The sequence below is a fragment of the Gabonia massiliensis genome, from assembly GCF_001403595.1.
GTDB classification, from domain to species: domain Bacteria; phylum Bacteroidota; class Bacteroidia; order Bacteroidales; family Coprobacteraceae; genus Coprobacter; species Coprobacter secundus.
The window spans coordinates 1-23,697 of the sequence record NZ_LN877935.1 but is presented as its reverse complement, the minus strand read 5'-3'; the positions used below and the strand labels follow the sequence as shown (position 1 = coordinate 23,697).

Sequence of the window (23,697 nt, the reverse complement as noted above, 5' to 3'; positions counted from 1 at the left end):
GAAAAGTAACAAATAAAGGTTTCGAAACAGAAATAATTTTCTCAGATAAGATAGGTTCTTTTGACTATTATTTGACCGGATCGGTTACTTATAATACAAATAAAATAGATTATATGTCCGAGGTGATTACATCAGCTGCTGCTGCGCGTACAGGTCATAGAATAGGAGCATTATTTGGGTATGAAGCTGAAAGATTTTATGATATTTCAGATTTTGATATAAATGGGGATTTGAATGAAAATCTTCCTATTCCTACATTAGGAAATGTACAACCAGGAGATATTAAATATAAAGATCAAAATGGAGATTTTATAATCGATGAAAATGATAAAATACAAATAGGTAATCCTACTTTCCCTGAATGTTCTTATTCTTTCGGATTAGGGGGTAATGTAAGAGGATTTGATTTTAAAATTTTATTTCAGGGTACAGCAGGGCGTGATATAAATTTATTGGATGCTCCTTTACAAAATATTGCTTTTCGAGATAATGGAAATGTATATAGAATTGCTGAAGGCCGGTGGGCATATTATCCAGACCAAGGAATTGATACACGCTTGGTTGCTACTTATCCTCGTTTATCAACAGAAGATAATAATAACAACTATGTAAATTCAACACTTTGGAAAAGAAATGGAGACTATTTGAAATTACGGAACGTAGAAATTGGTTATTCATTACCGGAAAAATGGTTGAGCAAGATAGGAATAAATCATACTCGTGTTTTTTTACAAGGAGTGAATTTATTAACAATAAGTAAATTAATGAAGGATTATGATATGGATCCAGAAGTTTTATCTGGTTATCCAGCCATGAAATCTTATAATATAGGTGTAACCGTAAATTTCTAATAGATATTATGAAGAAGATATATATTTTATTGATATTAGTTATTAGTTTATTTACAATATCGGCTTGTGATGATATTTTAGATACAAAAGGAGATATTTATTTAACTCCGGAGATGCTTGAGACTCAATATGAACAGATGTTTTCATTTGGATATAAAACTTATACAAATGTAATCAATGGCTTTACTCGTATTGATAACAATCTGTTTGCTGCAGTATCTGATGAGGCTCAAAATGTTACACCGATTTCTGATACTCAAAGGTTTAATGAAGGTACTTGGAATGCATTTTATAATCCTGATGATTATTATGCAAAAGCATATAGGGGAATTCATGATGTTAATTTTTATCTTGAAAATTCTACTGAATATAAGAAAATTTTGGCTTTGAACAGGGATACAATGAATGCTATAAGCCTGACACAATATAAAAAGGATGTGCAAAATTGTGCTTGGTTACGGTGTGAAGCCCAAGCTTTAAGAGCTTATTATTATTTTGAATTAGCTAAAAGATATGGTGGAGTGCCATTGATAACTAAGACGTATAACTTAGATGAAAATGCAAATAAATCGAGGGCTTCATTTGATGAAGTAATAAATGCGATAGTGCAGGATATTGATGAAGTAAAAGATAATTTGGTTGAAGATTGGAAATCAGAAGGTTATTCAGATATGGATGGCCGATTGACTAAAGGTGCCGCTTTATCTATAAAAGCAAGAGCCTTATTATATGCGGCTAGTCCTCTTTTCAATCCAGAAAATAATAAAGAAAAATGGGAGAGAGCTGCGGCTGCATCACATGATATTATAGCAATGAATAGGTATAAATTGCATACTAGTTATAAAACGCTATTTACGACAAAAATAACAAATACAAGTAAGGAAACGATTTGGGCCATAAGAATGGGGCAGACAAATGATTTTGAACGAGCAAATTATCCTGTGGGTACTCCTGGAGGAGGGACAGGTATTTGCCCTTCTCAAAATTTGGTGTCTGAGTATGAATATAAAACAGCTCCTAGTGAAGATAATCCTTATGAGGGACTGGATCCTAGATTTGAATTTACAATTGTGCATAATGGAAGTACGTGGAATGGACGTACAATTGAGATCTGGGAAGGGGGACAAGATGATCCGAAAAAAGCCAATGCATCAAAAACAGGATATTATTTGCGCAAATTTTTAAATGAAAATCAGAATTTGGTAAATGATGCTAAAGAAATTAGAAGCTGGATTATTTTTAGGTATGCTGAGACTTTATTGAATTATGCTGAGGCAATGAATGAAGCTTATGGTCCAGATAGTGACCCTAAGGGATATGGAAAAACAGCGAGAGAAGCAGTTAATGAAGTGCGTAATCGTTCTGGTGTGAGAATGCCACCAGTAAGTGTTAGTATAGGAGATGTAGAAAGTATGCGTGAAGCTATTAAACATGAACGTTGTATAGAATTGGCATTTGAAGAACATCGGTATTGGGATTTAAAAAGATGGAATGATGCTAAAGAGATATTGAACCAGCCTATCAAAGGAGTAAAGGTGACCAAATTGTCAGAAGGGGAAAATATTCGTTATGTTTATACTGAATTTGATGTTGCAAAAAGGTTTTTCAGTGCACCAAAGATGAATTTATATCCAATTCCACAAACAGAAATCGTAAAATCTCAAGGAGTATTAGTCCAAAATCCAGAATGGTAATAATATAATGATATAAATATGGAAAATAAAAATATAGTAAAAGTTATTTCTTCACTATTTATGATAACCATACTTTTTTCCTGTGCAGATATTGATAGTGAAAAAGAATGGGGTACAGCTTTGATATATATACCTCAAGCCACCTATGGGGATAATAATTATACAGTGCCTAATGATGGCAGCCAGGAACAGAACAACTTAAATTATTCTGTTTCTGAAAATAAAGTAAATATTTTTTTAGGAGTGTATCGTTCTGGATTGATGCCGTTGGAAGGCTATTCTGTAAAAATATTTTCTGAAGATATAGTTCTATCGGGATATGAACCTTTACCCCAAAATGTATATGTGTTGCCCGATAATATATCGGTACCGGATGGTAGTCGGGAAAAAACTTTTTATTTATCGGTTGATTTAGATTTTCTTAGAAACAATGAAGATACCGATTATGCCTTATCTGTTAAAATAACAGATCCAACAAGATATATGTTGAATGAAAGTATATCAACTGTCAATGTACTTATAAAAACGAAAAATCTGTTGGAAAAGATTGATGGTGGAGATAAATAGAAGCATCAGGGAGATGATAAATATATAGGGAAGATAATGAAATTATAAAAGAGGCTTTTTATATATTAATATTGGGAGAAGATGAATGGGCAAGGGGTAATAAAGCAAATTCTTCAGGTGTATAGAGTATTGATAATTTTGTTCTTTTGGTTAACTAATGTCAATGCTTGGTCATCAAAATCGTTTTTAGATAATGTTTATAATTATATTGAAAATGTTCAGGTTTATGAGTGGGGACAAGAGAAACCTCATGTTCCAATAATTCCTTATACTTCTGAGAGAGAGGCATTATCTTTTGATTCTAAGAATAGTTCGGCGACAATATCTTTAAATGGAAATTGGAAATTTTTTTTGGTTAAGAATCCTGCTCTGGTGCCAAAAGACTTTTATCGCACTGATTATGATGATAAAAGTTGGGAAACTATTGTAGTTCCGTCAAACTGGCAGATGTGTGGTTATGAGACTCCGAAATTTAGGAATATTAGTTTACCTTTTAATGAAAATCCGCCTTTTGTTCCTCATGAATATAATCCTGTAGGAATGTATCGTTATGAGTTTATTCTTCCTGATACTTGGGATGAAAAACAAGTATTTCTTCGTTTTGAGGGAGTTGCTTCGGCATCATTTGTCTGGATAAATGGACAGGAAGTTGGCTATGATCAGGGAGCTATGGAGCCGGCGGAATATAATGTCACATCTTTATTAAAGCCAGGGAAAAATATGGTGGCATTAAGTGTTTATACTTATTGTGATGGATCATATTTGGAACAACAAGATATGTGGAGATTGTCTGGTATATTTAGAGATGTGAAGTTAATAGCGAGGCCAAAAGCTTATATACATGATTATTATATTACAACAGATTTTGATCAAGAATATAAAGACGGTACATTGAATGTTGAATTGGATTTTCGAAATCGAAAATCTTTTCGAAAAGGAGATTCTATTACGATTTCATTATATGATTCGCATAAAAATTTAGTAGATGAAGTAGGGCGTTTATCTGTGTCGTCTTTATCTACGGAGAAAGTGAAAATTTCAAAAATATTTGCTAATCCTCATAAATGGAGTGCTGAAAATCCATATTTATACAATTTACTTATTATTCTTAAAGATAGATCAGGACATGTGATAGAAGTTTTGTCATCGAAAGTCGGGTTTCGTAAAGTTGAATATTCTCATCGGGCATTGTTAATAAATGGAGTTCCTGTAAAGCTTAATGGAGTGAATTCTCATCAGCAACATCCTCTTTGGGGGCATATGATAGATGAGGCGACGATTATTAAAGATTTTGAGCTAATGAAACGTTTTAACATCAACCATATAAGAACATGCCATTATCCTCCAGTTTATGAATATCTGCAATTGGCAGATGAATATGGATTATATGTTATTGATGAAGTTGGAAATGAAGCACATGCAACAGAATATATTTCTGGAGATGAAAAGTGGTTACCTCAATATCTTGACCGAATGCGGCAGATGGTATATCGCGATCGTAATCATCCTTCGATAATAATATGGAGTGCTGGAAATGAGTCGGGAGAAGGAAATAATATTTGTGAAATTATAGCTGAAGGAAAAAGTTTGGATGCAAGCCGGCCAGCATGGATGTATGGAGGAAATACAGAAGATAGGTATCCTGGTATGGGTATGGCTTGTGAAGACATTATAGGTCCTCGGTACCCTTCAAGTTTTGAGTTGGAAGAAAGAGTTGGGAGAGTTCCTGAGTCGGAAGATTCACGCCCGGCATATATGGATGAATATTTGTCAGCAGCCGGCAATAGCTTAGGAGCATTGGATGAGTTTTGGGATGTTATTTATAAATATCCTCGTTGTATAGGTGGTGCCTTGTGGGATTGGATTAGTCCGGGTATTTCCCGAAAATACGTTATGTTAAAAGACGCTTCCACTTCAGGAATACAAGCTCACCTTATGGGAAATGCTGTTTTGAAAGAAGGACAGTTTGGAAAAGGTATCTATTTAAGTGGAAATGATGAGTGGGTCGAATTATATCGGGATCCGGAGTTAGATATAACAGGCAAATTATTGACATTGTCGATATGGATAAAACCTGAATATTGGAATGGTTCTGGTGCTATATTAACAAAAGGTCAAAAACAATTTGGCCTTATTCAATTGTCGGAAGATAAATTGGAATTTTATGTTTCTGGAAAACAACGTGTTGCTGTGAATGCTTCATTACCCGATGACTGGGTCGGAAAATGGCATCATATTGCAGGTATTTATGATGGTACGAAATTGCAATTGTATATTGATGCAAAGGTGATGGGTGAGAAACCATGTAATATAGATATTGTGAATTATCCTTGGCAAGTGAATATAGGAAAAAATGCAGATACTGACGGATCTCAACAACGGGGTTATTTATTAAATGCAACGATAGATAATGCAGCTATATTTGATAAGGTTATTTCTGTTGAGAAATTGTATTTAGGGGAAGATTTATCAAAAGATGCGAAGTTATGGTTAGACTTTGACCAAATTCAGGCACAAGGAGATTTATTTAGTTTAGGCATAGGTGCTCGTTCTTATGGAATTGTTTGGCCTGACCGTACAGTACAACCTGAAGCTTGGCAGATAAAAAAAGTTGGACAGCCAGTCAAAATAGAATGGGCTGATAAAGACGCTTGGATAGTTAGTATCACAAACCGATTTTCGTTTACTAATTTGAAAGATTTGAATATGCTTGTACAGCTTTATGGAAACGGGAGTCTTTGTTTGGAGTGGAATGATAGTTTAAGTTTGGCTCCATTAAGGACTATGGAGTATTGTATTGAGAAATTAAGAGAGTATTCATTTAAAAAAGGAGTTGATTATCGTATACAAATAAGTTTTAAATTAAAACAACCAAAAAAATGGGCTCCTGAAGGTTTTGAAATAGCATTTGAAGATTTGGAGTTATATAGAGGGAATATACATATAGAAAATAATTCAGATAAACTTGAGCCTCTTCAGGTTAGAGAAGAGGCTCAGACAATCAAAATTCTAGGACAAAATTTTGAGTATACATTCGGGAAATTGTCCGGTACATTAGAATCATTGATTTATAATGGAATACAATATATAAAAAAGGTTCCTGTTGCAAATATTTGGAGAGCTCCGTTAGCGAATGAACAAGATAGTTGGGCAAAAGAGTATGGGAAAACAGGAATATATGAAGATGGATATGGGTTAGGAACAGCTAATCCTTGGTTTGCCCATCAATTGGATAAAATGAGTCTGGCAAGTGGTGATGCAACCTATCGAAAATTGAAAAATGGGCAAGTTGTTATCGATTTACGTAATGTACTACAAGCTGATACATTTAGGACTTCTATTGAAAACCGATATGTTTATACTGTGTCAGCAGATGGCCTGTTGACTCTAAAACATACGATGACTCCTTGGGGAGACTGGCCGGTATGGATACCAAAAGTAGGAATACAATTTATGTTAGATGGCCAGTTCGATAAATTTAGTTGGTATGGTAGAGGACCTCAAGAAAATTATTGTGATCGTAAGACCGGTTACCGTATTGGATATTATACAATGAATGTATCAGAAATGTACGAACCGTATTTGATACCGCAGGAACATGGGAATCGTAGTGATGTATCTTATCTGAAGTTGGAAAATGAATCTGGAACTGGAATCGAAATTTCATCAGATGAAAAGTTTAATTGTTCGGTTTCTCATATATTGTTGGATAATCTGACTAGAGCAATGTATCCATTTCAATTAAAACCAGTAGATGACATTACGATCAATATTGATTATTCTAATTCTGGAGTAGGTTGTACTGCTATTTCGACGGTCAATAAGTATAGGACTTACCCGAAAGAATATACTTTTAAAATGAAAATAAAACCATTTGCTAAATAGATTGGGAGGATAATAGGAAGATTATGAAAGAGAAAATAAGTTTTGTAATTGTAGGATTACTGTTTTGTGTATATAACATGAAAGGGCAGATAGATACAGATCCGCTACGATATGATGCAGATGATCCTAAACGAATTTCGTATGGAGATAGTACATGGATTACCAAAAAAGATAATTCTCCAGAAGGAGAGTTGATTTACTCGTCCATAACTCTTGGGAAACCTTTTGTCGGATTTCGAGTTTTGTGTGGCTGGCTAAGAGAGCAGGACATTAGGAATCACTTTTCTTTTTATTATAAAGAGAGTAATGGGGAAGAATGGAAAGAAGTATCCGATTTTAAATGGGATGTACGAACTTATCCTTCTCCTTGGTATCAGGTTTCTTATGCTTATGGTGAATTTCCAAACAATAAAGAGATTTCATATTTCAAGATAAAATTGAAAGAAACTTTTTACAATAACAGTGATTGGGATATGGGATATAATACGTTATTAGGTAGAGTAGTTTTATTTACAAAAGAATATAATCAACTAGACATTGATAGTAATAAACAATATGCTATATCAAATAAGGACGGATATTATTGGATAGAGGATAGTGGGTACATTATACAATCTGGAATATTTCCCAAGTATGGAGGGGAAGGTGCATGGAGAATAATTAGAAATGAAGATTTTACATATACAGTAAAATCTGCAGATGAGTCGGTTGTATTATCGTTTGATTCTAATTTAAACTTTAATGAGAATCAATTTGAGGGAATTTTGACACGGTTTGGGAATGAACATAGATATTCTCATACTGAAAATGATGTACAAAAGGGTAGTGATGATCGATTTTTAATAGAAAGAATAGAAGGGGGTAAATATACTTTTAGAAGAGCCCATGATGGCCGGGCAATAGGTATAGCGGAAGGTGATATTTTATCTGGAAATAAAATCTCTGTGAAAAGAGGAAAACCTGAAGCTCTAACTCTTACAGAGATATCAGACCCAAGTAGTATTAAGTATGAATATAAAGATAATTTAAGTATAATAGTACAAAGTGGTCAAGTAAAAATTTCTGGATTAGAAAGGAACAGTAAAGTTCAGATATTTCAAATTTCAGGTTTATTGATGTTGCAGGAGACTGTAAATGTATCGAACGTCAATTATTTTTTGGAAAATGGTGTATATATTATAAATGTGGTAGGGCAAAAGGCTTCGCTAAAGAGAAAAGTTATTATAAAGTAAAAACTTATGTTAAAATATTTAGTAAAGATGAAAACTGTTGTTGTGTGGTTGGTCATGTTGGTGTTTACAATTCTGGGAATGCAAGCCCAATCTTATTATTATGATGAATTGAAAGAAGGTTCGACTCTTTTTGATGTAGGCCCTGGAAAAAATATTAATTTATCTTTTGATGAAAGTTTTGTACATGTCAGTAAATCAAATCCATATTATTTTGAATTGACAAATGGTGAACCATATATTGCTATAGGTGCTAATATTTGTTGGGGAGATATGTTTTATATGAAAAGATGGATGAAGCTTATTTCTATGAACGGAGGTAATTTTGCTCGTATATGGTTAAGTGATAGTAGATTTGAGATAGATGAGCCTCAGTATAAAGGTCCAGGATGGCCTAATCAACAAGCTTTAGATAATATTGATTCTTTGTTAGTTTGGGCTAAACGTTTTCATCTTAAACTGATGTTTTGTGTAGAAGATTGTCGGCGTATTTATGCTAATAAAGATGCCGGTAGTAATGTTAAAACATTGTATCATGTAGATAATGGTGGTCCTTTTAATAATATGGATGAGTATATAAATACAGATATTGGTAAGCAGGTTTATATAAATCGTATGAATGTATTTAAAGAACATTTTGGTGATAATCCGGCTATTTTAGGTTGGGAACTTTGGAATGAAATGGATGCAATAGAGCCACCATATCCTAGTTATACGAATTGGACAAAATATATGCTTCCAATAGTGAAAAAAATGTTCCCTAAAAATTTGGTAATGCAGAGTTTAGGTAGTTATGATAAAAGCTCTTGTGAAAAATCTTATAAGGAAATAATTACGATGGAAGATAATGAAGTAGGGCAAATACATCGCTATATAGATGAACATCCGACAACTCTCTCTATTTGTAAAGGGCCAATGGATTTGCTCGCGGCTGATGCTATTAATACGTTAAAATCATATCAGGTGAGAAAACCTTTATTATTATCAGAAACAGGTGCGGTACAACCTAAGCACGCTGGCCCTCATGAAATTTATACTATAGATACAAAGGGTATGTTGATGCATGATATGTTGTTCACTCCATTTTTTTGCGGTTCAGCTGGTTCCGGCTTTTCTTGGCATTGGGATAATACCTATATAGAAAAAAATAATTTGTGGTATCATATACAGAGATTTGCAAATGCTGTGAAAGATATAAATCCTATTATCGAGAGATTTGAACCAACACAGAGAGAGGGGGATGGATTGAGGCTTTATATTCTTTCTGGCTCAGAACATATTTTAATATGGTGTCGAGATATAAATAATACATGGATTACTGAATTGAGAGATAAAATTGCTCCAGAAACATTGAAAGGGAAGAAGATTGACCTTTCAGATTTAATCGGGAATAGAAATATTGGTAATGTCGAACTTTATGATCCGTGGAAAGATATCCAACCGAAATTTTCTCTTTCGGGAAATGTGGTAACATTACCTGATTTTCAGCGCTCTATGGTTATACGAGTATCATATAAATAGTTTTATTAAATAAATGTTTCATTATTAAAATGTTATTATCATGAAAAAAATTTTATTCTTTATGCTTGTTATGGCATTGTATACACAAATGATTGATGCACAAATTTGGTATTATGATGAGATGCGTAAAACGGATAAGGCTGAGAGTGGACAAACTGAGATTGGCGGAGAAATAGTAAATATTGCTTTTGAAGGAAATTTAGAGAAATTTGGAGGATATGGAGATTCTACTGTTGTAAATAAAAAAATAGGGAATGAAGAAGGGGCTATTGAATATGCTGCAGAAATGTTGGGAGATGGAGATCAGAATATCACCGCATTTTATGCGTTTTGTGTATTTAGAAGGTCAGATCCAGCAACGTCTAATGATTTACATATAAAAGACCTATTTGCATTTTATTATAAGACGGAACCAGATGCTGAATGGATAGAATTCCCGATAACAGATGATATGGAAGAAGTTGTATTTCCGGGAGGATGGTCCCGTTCTGCTGTTGTCGGTGCGTCAATGGATGGTATCGAGGCTACAAATTTTAAAGTTGTCATAAAAGATAAGACTTTTGAAGGTGATGGAGATAATTGGAGTGCCTACGTTGGTAAAATTGGACTATATACGGGAGAGCCGTTGGATATTGATTTAGCTAAACAATATTCTATATCTACTATTGAAAATAAATATTGGTTGATTGATGGAGATGCAGATTTGGGGAGATTTGTCCATCATACAGATGTTGCAAAGCCTGGTACAGCTTCAGCTTGGACATTTCATAAACATGCCAATAATACTTACACTATTCGAACAGGAGAAAATGCAGAGTTAGCTTTTAATATGAATTATGCTAAGTGGGATAATGATCTTTGGATGGGTTTTGTAAAAGAATTTCAAGGGTCGGGGGCTGCTCCTTATGAAAAGTTTACAGTAAAAAGTACTTATCTTATAGGAAAAAATATGGATGGAACTTACCAGTTTAGAAGAGCTCAGGATGGACGTTTGATAGGTAAAGCAGAAAATAAGAATGATGAATGTGTTTCTGTTTGTCGTCCAGAAGATAATTATGCTCGAGATATAACCTTGGAGGTTATTGGAGATGTAGTTTCTGTTGATGAAGTTTATGACGAAAATTTATTGTTTACAATTACAGATAGGAATTTGGTTATTAATGGTTTGGAAAAAAATAATAAGATAAATATTTCTTCTTTGTCTGGGACTATGATTATTAGTGATATTGTAAATAGTTCTGCAGTATCTTATTCCATGGAGCAGGGTATATATGTTGTGAACATAATAACTAATAAAGGTATTGTAACTAAGAAAATATTCGTGAAATAAGTGTGTGTGTAAGAGGATGTAACTTGATTTTTGACAATGTCTAAGTTACATCCTTTTTATTAATGCTAATATATATGTTTAGAGATATTATAATCTGTTTAATATTGTTATTCGGTTGTGAAGTAAAGATATATTCACAAATTGAGCAAAAAGGTTTTCCTCTTATTGGAGCACAAGTATTTATTGAGCCTGGGCAAACTGAAGAAGAAACTGAAATTTGGTTTAGACAAATGAAAAAATGTGGGATGTCTATTTGCCGAATAAGAATGTTTGAAACATATATGAAAGATGATTCAGGAAAGTGGAATTTTTCTTTATTTGACAGAGCCTTTAGAATTGCAGAAAAGTATGATATAAAAATTTTGGCTACGTTATTCCCGACGACGGCTAAAACAGATATCGGAGGATATAAATTCCCAGTAGATGATATTACATATGATAATATGTTGTTGTATATAAAAAATGTAGTTTTACATTTTAAACAGTTTTCATCTTTGTATGGTTGGGTGTTGATAAATGAACCAGGGACAGGAGGAAATATACCGTATGGTAGTTATACAGCTCAAAAATATGAAGAATGGCGAGAGAATCATCCTGACAGTGCATTTGATAGTAGAGGGTATCCCATATTAATAACATTTACGGATCAGCGTTTTTTGTTAGATTATAATACCTGGTTTCTTTCGCATTTAGCATCAGAAGTGAAGAAATATGATACGGAAAGCCATATACATGTAAATAATCATGCGATATTTGATAACTGTGGAGAGTATGATTTCCCTAAATGGCGAGCTTTTTTGAATAGTTTAGGTGGATCAGCACACCCCAGTTGGCACTTTAATTATTTTAGTAGAGACCAATATACTTTAGCCATGTCTGCAAATAGTGAAATATTACGTTCAGGAGCTGGAAATATTCCTTGGATAATGACGGAAATACAGGGTGGTAATAATACGTATAGCGGTTATGCTCCGTTTTGTCCTACGTTTTCAGAGATAGAACAATGGTTATGGACTACTATAGGATCTGGTTCAAAAGGAGCAATATTTTGGTGTTTAAATTCTCGAGTTTCAGGATTAGAATCAGGAGAATGGGCATTACTTGATTTTCAAAATAATTTTACTGATCGGATGGGTGCAATATGTAATGTAACAAATACTTTAACAAAATATAAGAAATTATTTTCTGAAGCTCAAGTAGAAGAGTCCGGTGTTAGTGTAATTTATGTCAGGGAATCTTTGTGGGCAGAAAATAAAATGTTAATAAAATCTGATACCTATTACAATGGAAGAGCTCGTGGTGGAGTAATAAAATCAGCGTTAAGTTTTTTCGAAGTATTGACTTATATGGGTATGAGTCCGTCTTTAAAAGAAATAGGAGAATTTGATTTTGATAAACAAAATTATGATGGACAGACAATCATTTTGTCTCATCAGATATCATTGCCTTTGAAATACAAGAAAAAATTAGAACGTTTTGTTACCTTGGGGGGAACACTTATTATAGATGGATTGAGTGGATATTATGATGAAAATATGATAAATGTAATGAAATCTGAATTTCCATTTGCAAAATTATGGGGAGGAGATATCTCCGAATTTAAAGCATTGCAAAATATTTTTGAGATAAATATAGATAACATGACATTACCTACGCATTTATGGCAGGGAATTATTCGGAAAAATACAGGGCATTCTATTTCAAAAGATGGAGACCGGATAACAGGTATAAGGAATAAATGGGGACGAGGAAAGGTTGTTTGGATTCCTTCATTAATCGGGTTAGGAGGATGGATAGAAGGGTATAAGCCATTATCTAATTTTTTATATCAAGAATTAGATATACGTTGTCCAATTCATTTTAAACATTTTTCAGAAAGAATATTGATGCGAATATTAAAAAGTGGAGATTCATATATTACTATTTTAATAAATAAATCGGATGTTAAGCAGACTATAAAATTAAATACACCTTTGAAATTCAGTCAGGTTATTTATCCAGAAAAAAAAGTAAAGGTATCAAATAAAAAGATAACTCTTTCTCCAGAAGAAACTTGTATTATTAAATGGGACAATTGATAAAATATCTTTTAGTAAAGAAGATACAATTATTTTAGTGTATTCTAAAATAATTGTTTATTTTAGTCCTGAATTTAAAGGGAAATATCTATGAAGAAGAATTTATTATTTGTTGCATTATTGTTTGCATGCTTTTTTTTATCGGCACAAAACACAGATGTTATAAAAGTTGCGAATCTTGAGCGTTATGCTGAGAGTAATGAAGACTTATTGTCTCTTGGGATAAAGAAGCATGCAGTTATTTTTATTGGAAATTCCATTACAGAAGGATGGGCTAAGACACGTCCGGAATTTTTTTCTTCAAATAATTATATTGGTAGAGGAATTGGTGGGCAAACCAGTCCACAAATGTTGTTAAGGTTTCGTCAAGATGTAGTGTCCTTAGAACCAGAAGTTGTAGTAATTAATGCTGGGACAAATGATATAGCAGAGAATACAGGAAAATATAGCCTGAGTTTTACTCTTGGAAATATAAAGTCAATGGTTGAGATAGCACAGGCAAATGATATAAAGGTGATATTGACTTCAGTACTTCCAGCTGGGGAGTTTAGATGGAATCAAGATATCACTGATGCCCCTCAAAAAATTGATACATTGAATAAGGAGATTAAATCGTATGCTAAAAAGAAAGGTATTCCATATGTAGATTATAATATTAAAATGCGTAAAGAAGATGGATCTATGAAAAATGGTTTAAGTGGAGATGGAGTACATCCAACAGAGGAGGGCTATCAAATTATGGAACAGCAAGTTAAATCAGTAATAGATAAAATACTGAAGAAAAAGTAATAAGAAAATATCCAAAAAATGAGGATGTATCAAAGTTCAATTTTTGAAAATATGAACTTATAATCTGAAATTTAAGCATCCTAAAGGACTAAAGAAAGGGGGCGTATCATTCTCAATACAGGGTTTGATACTGCCCCTTCTAAGTGTTATAATTACAATCTGTAACTTTTTGGAGTGGACATTTTTTAATGATATGTTTGAACTATCAAGATATTTATGTAAAAAAATTTACATAAAAGGGAAGTTGGAAGATGTTGAAAATATAAAAGTGAGATTTTCTTAGTAAAAAGATTTGTTGAAATAAACTTTTTGAGAAAATATAAAAAAATGGTTGTCTCACGACAACCAATCTTCGTTAACCTTAAATCTAATACCATGAAAAACACATTGCAAATATAGTATATTTATGTTATATAGCATGATTTAAAAGCATAAAAAATGTTTTGTTAACATTATTTGTATGTTGTATCGTTTTATCTTTAATTGATACTGGAATTTTTAAAATGGGAAAGAAATATTTTGATGAAAGAGATAGTAAAAAGCGATAAAAATCTATTAGTTCGATTTATATATGCTTCATTTTGCTTATCTTTGCCAAGTTATGGCACGAATTTTATCGATAGACTTTGGGCGTAAACGTACTGGAATTGCAGTTACTGATACCTTGAAAATTATTGCTAGTGGGCTTGCGACGGTGCCTACAGGGGAATTGTTATCTTTTCTTATGCATTATTTTGAGCAGGAAGATGTAGAATTGGTTGTTATAGGATTACCTCGACAAATGAATAATGTTCCATCAGAAAACATGCGTTATATAGAGCCTTTTGTTGTACAATTCAAAAAGCAATTCCCCCAAATGCCGATAGTATATTTTGATGAGCGTTTTACTTCATCTTTAGCACATCGGGTGATGCTTGATGGTGGACTAAAAAAGAAGGATCGTCAGAATAAGGCATTGGTAGATGAAATTAGTGCTACAATTATTTTGCAGGATTATTTGGAGAGTAAGCAATATAAAGAAAGATTATGATATTACCTATTTATTTATATGGACAACCTGTTTTGAGAAAAGTGGCAGAAGATATTCAAGCTGATTATTTGGGATTGCCTGATTTAATAAAGAATATGTATGAAACAATGCATGAGTCTGACGGTGTTGGATTAGCTGCTCCTCAAATAGGGCTTGGTATTCGTTTATTGGTTATTGATTTAGATGTTTTGTCAGAAACATATCCAGAATATAAAGATTATAAGTTGACCATGATTAATGCTCGGATACTTGAAACTGAAGGTGAGAATATTTCCCGGGAAGAAGGTTGTTTGAGTTTACCTGGAATTCATGAACCTGTTACTCGGCAAGAAACTGTAAAAGTTTATTATCGAGATGCAGATTTTGTGGAGCATACAGAAGTGTTTTCGGGTTATATTGCCAGAGTAATACAACATGAATATGATCATTTAGAAGGAAAAATGTTTATTGATCATCTTTCTCCAATTCGGAAACAATTGATAAAATCTAAATTGAATAATATACTTAAAGGAAAAATTCGTTGTGATTATCGGGTAAAGACAATAAAGAAATAATTTATTTCTAAAGTATTTAATGTGATGTATTCATAATATTAACACACAATAATTTGTAAATATGACTTCACTACAGAAAGACATCTTGGAACTGCGTGAAAAAAAAGCGTTAGTTCAAATGGGTGGCGGAGAAGCTGCTATTGAAAAGCAGGAAGCTATGGGCAAATTGACAGCCCGTAACCGTATTTTGGCTTTGTTGGATGAAAATTCTTTTCAGGAATATGATTTATTTGTAGAACATGCTGCCAGAGGCTTTGGTATGGAAAAAAAAGTATTACCGGGCGATGGGGTAATTACGGGTACAGGTACGATTTTTGGCGCTCCTGTTTGTATTTATGCACAGGATTTTACTGTTGCTGGTGGTTCATTAGGATTGATGCATGCTCGGAAGATTACAAAGATAATGGATCATGCATTGAAAATGAAAGTTCCTATTATAGGAATTAATGACTCTGGCGGTGCTCGTATTCAAGAAGGTGTAGGTGCATTAGCTGGCTATGGTGAGATTTTCTATCGTAATACTATTGCTTCAGGTGTAATTCCTCAAATTTCAGTTATTCTGGGTCCTTGTGCAGGTGGTGCTGTTTATTCTCCAGCTCTAACTGATTTTGTATTTGTCGTAGAAAACATTTCAAAGATGTTTATTACAGGTCCTAATGTGATTAAAACTGTTTTAGGAGAAGAAATCTCGATGGAAGACCTTGGAGGTGCTCGCGTACATGCAGAAATAACGGGTAACGCACATTTTTATGCTAAAAGCGAGCAGGAGTGTTTTGAACAAATAAAGAAATTAGTAACATTTATTCCTTGGAATAATAAACAGAGGGCCAGAGCATTTCCTCCCAAAGAACCGATATTTGAAAAAACAGTCAACGATATTATTCCATCAGACCCTAAACAGCCTTATGATGTTCGTGATATAATAAAATCTATTGTCGACGATTCTGACTTTTTTGAAATACAAGAATTGTGGGCTGCCAATATTGTAATAGGATTTGGTCGTATACATGGGGAAACTATCGGTTTTGTTGCCAATCAACCGATGGTGATGGCTGGTGTTCTCGATTGTGATAGTTCAGATAAAGCTGCACGTTTTATTCGCTATTGCGATTCTTTTAATATTCCTATTATTACATTAGAGGATATGCCGGGATATTTACCAGGGGTTGATCAGGAGCATGCAGGCGTAATTCGGCATGGCGCAAAAGTATTATATGCTTATTCAGAAGCAACTGTTCCTAAAATTACAATTATTTTACGAAAAGCTTATGGCGGAGGTTACATTGCTATGAATTCTCGTCATTTGGGAGCCGATTTTGTATTTGCATGGCCAAGTGCTGAAATTGCAGTGATGGGCCCTGAGGGTGCTGCCAATATCATTTTCAGGAAAGAAATTATGGAAGCTGAGGACCAGGATGCTATGCGACAAGAAAAGGTAAAAGAATATATCGAGAAATTTGCCAATCCGTATGTGGCAGCTTCTAAGGGGTATATTGATGCAGTAATAGAGCCTCGGGAGACTCGTGCAATATTAATGCATGCCTTGATTTTGGCAAAAAGTAAGGAAGAATCAAGACCGGAGAAAAAGCATGGAATTCCTCCATTCTGATTTGTTTTTTTAATCATACTAAAAAAGAATAAAAGAGATGGATAAAAAAACAACTGAAAGACCATTGGTCGATTTTGCAGTTACGGCTCGTAAGTATAAAACTACATTAACTCAGAAATTTATGAATCGTCCTATCTGGACTAAACCTGTAGCGGGTGAGGTACGTTCTACATTACCTGGTACGGTAGTTTCTTTGGCTGTAAAAGAAGGGGATTCTGTAAAAGAAGGAGATTTATTGTTAGTTCATGAAGCAATGAAGATGCAAAATCGGATATTATCTCCTGTATCAGGAACTGTTACGGAAATTCCCGTAAAAGAGGGAGAACATTTGGTGAAAGGTGCGCTTATAATGGTTATAAAAGAAGACTGAAATAAGTTATCTTGATATTTATTTTTAAGCAAGAGGTATTATGTACGTGAATCGTTGTAATACCTCTGTTTATTTTGTAAAAATCAAATCAGTATGGAGATTTTTTTATTTATTGTTGATTCTGTATATTTGTAAAAAATGATAAAAAATGGCAGACGATAAAAAAATTATTTTTTCAATGGTGGGTGTAAGCAAAACTTTTCCACCACATAAGCAAGTCTTGAAAAATATATACTTGTCCTTTTTCTATGGTGCAAAAATAGGAATTATAGGTTTAAATGGTTCTGGTAAATCTACACTTTTAAAGATTATCGCAGGTATTGAGAAATCATATCAAGGTGAAGTTGTTTTTTCTCCGGGTTATTCTGTTGGATATTTAGAACAGGAACCGGTGCTTAACCCTGAAAAAACAGTTAAGGAAACTGTGCAAGAAGGAGTACAGAATATTTTGGATATATTGGCTGAATATGAAGAAGTTAATATGAAGTTTAGTGAGCCAGAGATTCTTGAAAATCCAGATAAAATGGAGGCTTTGATGAATCGTCAAGCAGAATTGCAGGATAAAATAGATGCTTGCGATGCATGGAACATAGATAATAAATTAGAGCAGGCTATGGATGCATTGCGTTGTCCCCCTGAAGACCAACAAATAAAATATTTATCGGGAGGGGAAAGACGTAGGGTGGCCCTTTGTCGTTTATTATTGCAACAGCCAGATATCCTTTTATTAGATGAACCCACTAACCATTTAGATGCAGAATCAATAGATTGGCTTGAGCAACATTTACAACAATACGCAGGTACGGTAATCTCTATTACGCATGATCGATATTTCCTTGACCATGTGGCTGGATGGATTCTTGAGTTAGATAGAGGTGAGGGTATTCCTTGGAAAGGTAATTATACTTCGTGGTTGGAGCAAAAGACTAAGCGGTTAGAAATGGAAGAGAAGCAGGCTAGTAAAAGACGAAAGACTTTAGAACGAGAATTAGAATGGATACATATGGCTCCTAAAGCTCGTCATGCAAAAGGGAAGGCCCGGTTGAACTCATATGATAAATTATTAAATGAGGACCAAAAGGAAAGGGAGGAAAAATTGGAGATATTTATTCCTAATGGGCCTCGTTTGGGTAGTAAAGTTATAGAGGCGAAGAATGTTGCTAAGGCCTATGGAGATAAGTTGCTGTTCGACGACTTAAATTTTATGTTACCACCTAATGGAATTGTTGGAATTATTGGTCCGAATGGTGCAGGAAAAACGACCTTATTTCGATTAATTATGGGGCAAGAGAAAGCTGATGAGGGAGAATTTGAAGTGGGAGAGACAGTGAAAATAGACTATGTAGATCAGACTCACAAAGATATCGATCCTCAAAAAAGTGTATATCAGGTTATATCTGGGGGACAGGAGACTATACGTTTAGGAGGAAAAGATTTAAACGCACGGGCCTATTTGTCTCGATTCAATTTTACAGGTGCTGATCAGGAGAAATTATGTGGTGCGCTTTCTGGTGGGGAACGGAATCGATTACATTTGGCGATGGCATTAAAAGAAGAAGGAAATGTGCTGTTACTCGATGAACCAACTAATGATATAGATGTAAATACTTTGCGTGCTTTGGAAGAAGGATTAGAAAACTTCGCTGGATGTGCAGTCGTTGTTTCACATGATCGTTGGTTCCTAGACCGTATTTGTACTCATATTTTAGCTTTTGAGGGAGATTCTAATGTCTTTTATTTTGAGGGTTCATATTCAGAATATGAAGAGAATAAGAAAAAACGAATGGGAGATGTAGAACCTCGTAGAGTCCGATATAGAAAGCTGATGAAGTAATAGAGTATGTAGAGAAGCGAATAGGAACCTATACTTTTTTAAAAGGAAATATAGGTTCTTATTTTTTTATGATTGCATTTCTGCATAATAAAGATTTTAATAATAGTAGATGATATTGATTATGAGGAATTTTGAACGATAGCTATATACTTGTCATATAGATAAGATATTCCTCAAAAGAGATATTACGTTAAGAGTTTGTTATACAAAATTTATCCAAAAATTTGAATATATATATATGCGGCAGGCGCAGCCAATAATACACTGTCAAAACGGTCAAGCAATCCCCCATGTCCGGGTAAAATATGACCTGAATCTTTTATGTGAATAGTTCTTTTTAATAATGATTCACATAAATCTCCAAAAGTTGAACTTATGGAAATTGTGAGACTAAGTCCAAGCCATTGGATGAGAGAGAAATTGTCGTAAAATAGAGAAAATACCCATGCTGTAATAAAACTAAAGATGAGTCCACCGATAAAACCCTCCCATGATTTCTTTGGAGATATACGCTCAAATAAACGATGACGCCCAATGGTGATGCCTACAAGGAAGGCCCCTGTATCATTTATCCAAATAAAAATAAAAAATGACATAAGTAGCCAAGGGGCATATAATGTATAAGTACCAGGAAATGCAATAAAGTTGAGTAAAGCAAAAGGCAATGCTATATAGAATTGCCCTAATAGAGAGTAGGCCCAACATTTAATCGGATCAGGACGTTTAGCATACAGTTGTATAATAAATGTAAGCATTATATATACTATATATGGAATGAAAATATATTTTGTAACTGATGTGGACAAACCGGAACAATAATAGTAGAGTGCTGCAAATAAATACACACCTCCAAATATATCAAGAAATGATATCATCCGAGATTCATCTTTTGACTTAATAAGACGATAAAATTCAGACATCGTAAGTGCTGTAATTATGGCAAAAAGAATGGCATATGCATTTTTATCCAATAAAATACATCCTAATAATAAGATGACAAAACATGCCCCAGTTATAGCTCGTACAATTATATTTTTCAAGTTGTATAATTTTAAATTAGATGTCTATGATAGTTTTATGTGTAGCAAAGATAGTAATAATAAAACTTTAGGCCAATTTTATTAATAAAGAAAGGAGTATTGTGAACAACAATACTCCTTTCTTCTAATTGTATATATGGATTAGGATTCTTTACTGTCTGGCTCTGCCTCTGCATTTTGAATATCAGCATTTTCATTTTCAGGGTTGCCATTACTATTTTTTTCTTCTTCAGCAGCTTTCTCTTCTAATTCTTCATTTGTGGTTTCATCTTGTAAAATTTCTTCGGACCGTGAAGCCCATTGACGTTTACCGAAAATATGTTCGACATCTTCAGTATATATTACTTCTCGTTCGATGAGGACCTGAGTCAATTGTGCATGTCCTTCAGACTTTTCTGTTAATATAGTTTTAGCTCGCTGGTATTGCTCTGCGACAATACGGCTGACTTCTTCATCTATAAGTTTGGCGGTTTCTTCACTGTAAGGTTTTGTAAACCCATATTCCTGGCCCGTAGAATCATAATAGCTTAAGTTGGGTAATTTTTCACTCATCCCGAAATATACAACCATTGCATATGCTTGCTTAGTAACACGTTCTAAGTCGTTAGCGGCCCCTGTTGATATGCGCCCTATAAATAATTCTTCAGCTGCTCTTCCTCCTAATGTCGCACACATTTCGTCCAGAAGTTGTTCCTTGGTTGTGATCTGTCTTTCTTCTGGTAAATACCATGCAGCACCTAGAGCTTTACCTCGAGGAACAATGGTAACTTTAACTAGAGGATTAGCATATTGCAAAAACCAACTTAGAGAAGCATGCCCTGCTTCATGTATGGCAATTGAGCGTTTTTCATCGACAGTTGTTATTTTAGTCCGTTTTTCCAAGCCACCAACTATACGGTCAACAGCATCCATGAAATCCTGTTTCTGTACAAAACTCTTCCCTTTTCGGGCCGCAATTAATGCAGCTTCATTACATACATTGGCAATATCGGCTCCTGAGAATCCTGGTGTTTGACGAGCAAGTAAATCGACATCAACTGATTCGTCTATTTTGACATTACGTAAATGAACTCTGAAAATAGCCTTTCTGTCATTTAAATCAGGCAATTCAACATAGATTTGTCGGTCAAAACGTCCTGCTCGTAGTAGAGCTTTGTCTAATATGTCAGCACGATTTGTTGCGGCTAAAATGATAACACCACTATTTGAGCCGAACCCGTCCATTTCTGTCAATAGCTGATTTAATGTATTTTCTCGTTCATCATTTGATCCCATGTTTGGGTTTTTCCCGCGAGCACGACCTACAGCGTCAATTTCGTCGATAAATACAATACATGGGGCTTTCTCTTTAGCCTGACGAAATAAATCTCTGACACGTGATGCTCCAACCCCTACGAACATTTCAACAAAGTCAGAACCGGAAAGAGAAAAAAATGGTACATTTGCTTCTCCGGCTACAGCTTTTGCCAATAATGTTTTACCTGTACCTGGAGGGCCTACCAAAAGTGCTCCTTTGGGAATTTTTCCTCCTAGTTCAGTATATTTACTTGGGTTTTTAAGAAAAGAAACAATCTCTTCTACCTCTTGTTTAGCTTCTGAAAGGCCAGCTACGTCTTTAAAAGTGACTTGAACTGGACCCTCTTTGTCAAAAAGCTGGGCTTTTGCTTTTCCTACGTTAAAAACCCCTCCACTACTGCCTTGGTTCGACATTCGGCGCATAATAATAAACCAAAAGACAATTAATAATAGAATGGGTCCAAAAGACCAAAGTAAATCACCAAAATCACTGCCTTTTTTGAAGTCCACAGAAGCTTTGAATCCATTTTCTTTTTTCCATTTATCAATATCTTTGCTGATAGCATCAGCCGAGGCTATATTAGTATATACTTTGGCTTTTTTACTTAAATTTTCCTTCGATGTATTAAAGATCTTTTGCGCAGCACTATCAGTAAGAAATGCTTCGACATAATCTTTATTTGTATAAACTGTCATTTCTTTTATACCACCACCTTTAGCTATTTCTTCGAATTTGGTCCAACTCACTTCTTTAGAAGTAGAACCATCATTCATGTAATATAGTCCGATAAGTAAAAATGCTATTAATGAATACATCCAATATAGACTGAATTTCATCATTTTGGGTTTCTTAGGACCTTGAGGTTGCATCGGATTTGAATTTTTATCCATATATAAATTTCTTATTTATTTTAATAACAGCAAAAATTATTCCGCATCGGGAATAGCTGACAGTTTGGCATCATTCCATAACTGTTCGAGCTTATAATACTCACGATATTCTGGTAAAAAGACATGTACATATATATTACCATAATCTATGACGATCCATTGGGCATTTTGATAACCATCATACCCGAAAGGTTTTATTCCGATATTTTCTTGGACATATTCTCGTATACTATCGGCAATGGCAGAAACTTGCATAGTCGAGTTTCCCTCACATATGACGAAATATTGAGCAGAAGCAGAATCGATGTGACTTAAATCTGCTGAAACTATTTTTTTACCTTTCTTTTCTTGTATTCCTTCTACGATTTTAGTTAATAGTAATTTGTTATCTTCCATTTAGTTGTTTTATTTCTTTAATCTGCAAATATAATTCGATTTCTATAACCGATAACTCTATAAATGTGATTAATTTTTATTTTTAATTAAAACAATATTTAAAAATGGGCTAAAAGTATCTTATGGGATTTAACGATTTTATTTTTCTCATCCTTTTATAAATTACCGCCTTATTTCATTATCTTTGTTCCCTACATTATAATAATGATAAAAATAAAAGCATAATAATAATGGAAATAAGAGGAAAAATATTTCAAGTGCTTCCGCTCCAGAGTGGCGTAAGCCAGTCGAGTGGTCGTGAATGGAAAAAACAGGAATATGTACTTGAAACTAATGATCAATATCCACGTAAAATTTGTTTTCAGTTGTTTGGAGACAAAGTTGATCAATATCCTGTAAACGTTGGTGATGATGTTGTTGTTTCAGTAGATATTGATAGCCGAGAATATAATGGTCGCTGGTATACGAATATTTCTGCATGGAAAATTGAAAAAGTAGGAGATATGCCTCCTATGGTAGATTCAGCAAATATACCTCCTGTTGATTTCATTCCGTCAGATCCTACGCAATCAAATGATGATTTGCCTTTTTAATAAAAATAGATAAGAGTTATCAACAAGATAAATATTTGTTATGTAAGTATTTATCCATATTTGTTGATAAGTATGTTGATAAAGTAACCCTCTGAAAGTTTGGGATTGAAGAATAAAAAGGATTATCTTTGCACCGCTTT

The 23,697-nt window shown here is 33.9% G+C and carries 17 protein-coding genes and 1 pseudogene; 15 read left to right on the top strand and 3 right to left on the bottom strand.

Translation table 11 applies throughout. The annotated features are described in order from the left end of the window. The 14 genes and pseudogenes from BN2628_RS00375 to ettA form a co-directional block, all read left to right on the top strand. Positions 1 to 851: pseudogene (locus tag BN2628_RS00375) on the top strand (hypothetical protein); the annotation flags it as partial. Between the two features lie 8 nt (positions 852 to 859). Then, complete coding sequence (locus BN2628_RS00370) at positions 860 to 2,545, top strand: RagB/SusD family nutrient uptake outer membrane protein (RefSeq protein ID WP_055095538.1); 1,686 nt, start codon at positions 860 to 862, stop codon at positions 2,543 to 2,545. Between the two features lie 18 nt (positions 2,546 to 2,563). After that, on the top strand, positions 2,564 to 3,112 hold the full coding sequence (locus BN2628_RS00365; protein WP_082002327.1) for a DUF1735 domain-containing protein: 549 nt from the start codon (positions 2,564 to 2,566) through the stop codon (positions 3,110 to 3,112). 81 nt (positions 3,113 to 3,193) lie between these two features. After that, on the top strand, positions 3,194 to 6,997 hold the full coding sequence (locus BN2628_RS00360) for a glycoside hydrolase family 2 TIM barrel-domain containing protein (RefSeq protein ID WP_055095536.1): 3,804 nt from the start codon (positions 3,194 to 3,196) through the stop codon (positions 6,995 to 6,997). Between the two features lie 23 nt (positions 6,998 to 7,020). Beyond that, entirely contained in the window at positions 7,021 to 8,229 is a 1,209-nt protein-coding gene (locus BN2628_RS00355) for a T9SS type A sorting domain-containing protein (protein ID WP_044230760.1), read from the top strand. Positions 8,230 to 8,235: 6 nt separating this feature from the next. Then, a complete protein-coding gene (locus BN2628_RS00350) occupies positions 8,236 to 9,747 on the top strand; it encodes a cellulase family glycosylhydrolase (RefSeq protein WP_044230761.1) in 1,512 nt (503 codons plus the stop codon). A 40-nt stretch (positions 9,748 to 9,787) separates the two neighbouring features. Next, on the top strand, positions 9,788 to 11,077 hold the full coding sequence (locus BN2628_RS00345; protein ID WP_044230762.1) for a T9SS type A sorting domain-containing protein: 1,290 nt from the start codon (positions 9,788 to 9,790) through the stop codon (positions 11,075 to 11,077). Between the two features lie 74 nt (positions 11,078 to 11,151). Continuing rightward, complete coding sequence (locus tag BN2628_RS00340) at positions 11,152 to 13,155, top strand: beta-galactosidase trimerization domain-containing protein (protein WP_044230763.1); 2,004 nt, start codon at positions 11,152 to 11,154, stop codon at positions 13,153 to 13,155. 90 nt (positions 13,156 to 13,245) lie between these two features. Further along, entirely contained in the window at positions 13,246 to 13,944 is a 699-nt protein-coding gene (locus BN2628_RS00335) for an SGNH/GDSL hydrolase family protein (RefSeq protein ID WP_044230764.1), read from the top strand. A 601-nt stretch (positions 13,945 to 14,545) separates the two neighbouring features. Beyond that, the gene (gene ruvX, locus BN2628_RS00330; protein WP_044230765.1) at positions 14,546 to 14,974 is read left to right on the top strand and encodes a Holliday junction resolvase RuvX; all 429 of its coding nucleotides are present in this window, start codon (positions 14,546 to 14,548) and stop codon (positions 14,972 to 14,974) included. Continuing rightward, positions 14,971 to 15,528 carry a peptide deformylase gene (def, locus tag BN2628_RS00325; protein WP_044230766.1) on the top strand — a complete coding sequence of 186 codons (558 nt, stop codon included), beginning with the start codon at positions 14,971 to 14,973 and terminating at the stop codon, positions 15,526 to 15,528. Before ruvX ends, def begins: the two co-directional genes overlap by 4 nt. Positions 15,529 to 15,589: 61 nt before the next feature. Then, positions 15,590 to 17,137: an acyl-CoA carboxylase subunit beta gene (locus tag BN2628_RS00320; RefSeq protein ID WP_044230767.1), complete on the top strand. Its 1,548-nt coding sequence runs from the start codon at positions 15,590 to 15,592 to the stop codon at positions 17,135 to 17,137. A gap of 37 nt (positions 17,138 to 17,174) precedes the next feature. Next, positions 17,175 to 17,507, top strand: a complete 333-nt coding sequence (locus BN2628_RS00315) for an acyl-CoA carboxylase biotin carboxyl carrier protein subunit (RefSeq protein WP_044230768.1) — start codon at positions 17,175 to 17,177, stop codon at positions 17,505 to 17,507. Between the two features lie 148 nt (positions 17,508 to 17,655). Further along, positions 17,656 to 19,341, top strand: coding sequence for an energy-dependent translational throttle protein EttA (gene ettA / locus BN2628_RS00310; RefSeq protein ID WP_055095534.1), 1,686 nt, complete (start codon positions 17,656 to 17,658; stop codon positions 19,339 to 19,341). Positions 19,342 to 19,553: 212 nt separating this feature from the next. Here the strand turns inward: ettA and BN2628_RS00305 are convergent, their stop codons facing one another. The 3 genes from BN2628_RS00305 to rsfS all read right to left on the bottom strand — a co-directional run bounded on the left by BN2628_RS00305 (position 19,554) and on the right by rsfS (position 22,964). Then, positions 19,554 to 20,381 (bottom strand): phosphatidate cytidylyltransferase, encoded by an 828-nt coding sequence (locus BN2628_RS00305; RefSeq protein WP_044230770.1) that lies wholly within the window; start codon positions 20,379 to 20,381, stop codon positions 19,554 to 19,556. Between the two features lie 141 nt (positions 20,382 to 20,522). Then, a complete protein-coding gene (gene ftsH, locus BN2628_RS00300) occupies positions 20,523 to 22,547 on the bottom strand; it encodes an ATP-dependent zinc metalloprotease FtsH (RefSeq protein WP_044230778.1) in 2,025 nt (674 codons plus the stop codon). A 57-nt stretch (positions 22,548 to 22,604) separates the two neighbouring features. Then, entirely contained in the window at positions 22,605 to 22,964 is a 360-nt protein-coding gene (rsfS, locus tag BN2628_RS00295; RefSeq protein ID WP_044230771.1) for a ribosome silencing factor, read from the bottom strand. A gap of 230 nt (positions 22,965 to 23,194) precedes the next feature. Between rsfS and BN2628_RS00290 the strand changes: the two genes are divergently transcribed. Beyond that, a complete protein-coding gene (locus BN2628_RS00290) occupies positions 23,195 to 23,557 on the top strand; it encodes a DUF3127 domain-containing protein (protein ID WP_021929877.1) in 363 nt (120 codons plus the stop codon). Positions 23,558 to 23,697 lie beyond the last annotated feature (140 nt).

Bases quoted from the DNA above. Each gene is read 5' to 3' on its own strand.
- BN2628_RS00370 (WP_055095538.1), top strand. From the start codon at position 860: ATGAAGAAGATATATATTTTATTGATATTAGTTATTAGTTTATTTACA.
- BN2628_RS00365 (WP_082002327.1), top strand. From the start codon at position 2,564: ATGGAAAATAAAAATATAGTAAAAGTTATTTCTTCACTATTTATGATA.
- BN2628_RS00360 (WP_055095536.1), top strand. From the start codon at position 3,194: ATGAATGGGCAAGGGGTAATAAAGCAAATTCTTCAGGTGTATAGAGTA.
- BN2628_RS00355 (WP_044230760.1), top strand. From the start codon at position 7,021: ATGAAAGAGAAAATAAGTTTTGTAATTGTAGGATTACTGTTTTGTGTA.
- BN2628_RS00350 (WP_044230761.1), top strand. From the start codon at position 8,236: ATGTTAAAATATTTAGTAAAGATGAAAACTGTTGTTGTGTGGTTGGTC.
- BN2628_RS00345 (WP_044230762.1), top strand. From the start codon at position 9,788: ATGAAAAAAATTTTATTCTTTATGCTTGTTATGGCATTGTATACACAA.
- BN2628_RS00340 (WP_044230763.1), top strand. From the start codon at position 11,152: ATGTTTAGAGATATTATAATCTGTTTAATATTGTTATTCGGTTGTGAA.
- BN2628_RS00335 (WP_044230764.1), top strand. From the start codon at position 13,246: ATGAAGAAGAATTTATTATTTGTTGCATTATTGTTTGCATGCTTTTTT.
- ruvX (WP_044230765.1), top strand. From the start codon at position 14,546: ATGGCACGAATTTTATCGATAGACTTTGGGCGTAAACGTACTGGAATT.
- def (WP_044230766.1), top strand. From the start codon at position 14,971: ATGATATTACCTATTTATTTATATGGACAACCTGTTTTGAGAAAAGTG.
- BN2628_RS00320 (WP_044230767.1), top strand. From the start codon at position 15,590: ATGACTTCACTACAGAAAGACATCTTGGAACTGCGTGAAAAAAAAGCG.
- BN2628_RS00315 (WP_044230768.1), top strand. From the start codon at position 17,175: ATGGATAAAAAAACAACTGAAAGACCATTGGTCGATTTTGCAGTTACG.
- ettA (WP_055095534.1), top strand. From the start codon at position 17,656: ATGGCAGACGATAAAAAAATTATTTTTTCAATGGTGGGTGTAAGCAAA.
- ftsH (WP_044230778.1), bottom strand. From the start codon at position 22,547: ATGCAACCTCAAGGTCCTAAGAAACCCAAAATGATGAAATTCAGTCTA.
- rsfS (WP_044230771.1), bottom strand. From the start codon at position 22,964: ATGGAAGATAACAAATTACTATTAACTAAAATCGTAGAAGGAATACAA.
- BN2628_RS00290 (WP_021929877.1), top strand. From the start codon at position 23,195: ATGGAAATAAGAGGAAAAATATTTCAAGTGCTTCCGCTCCAGAGTGGC.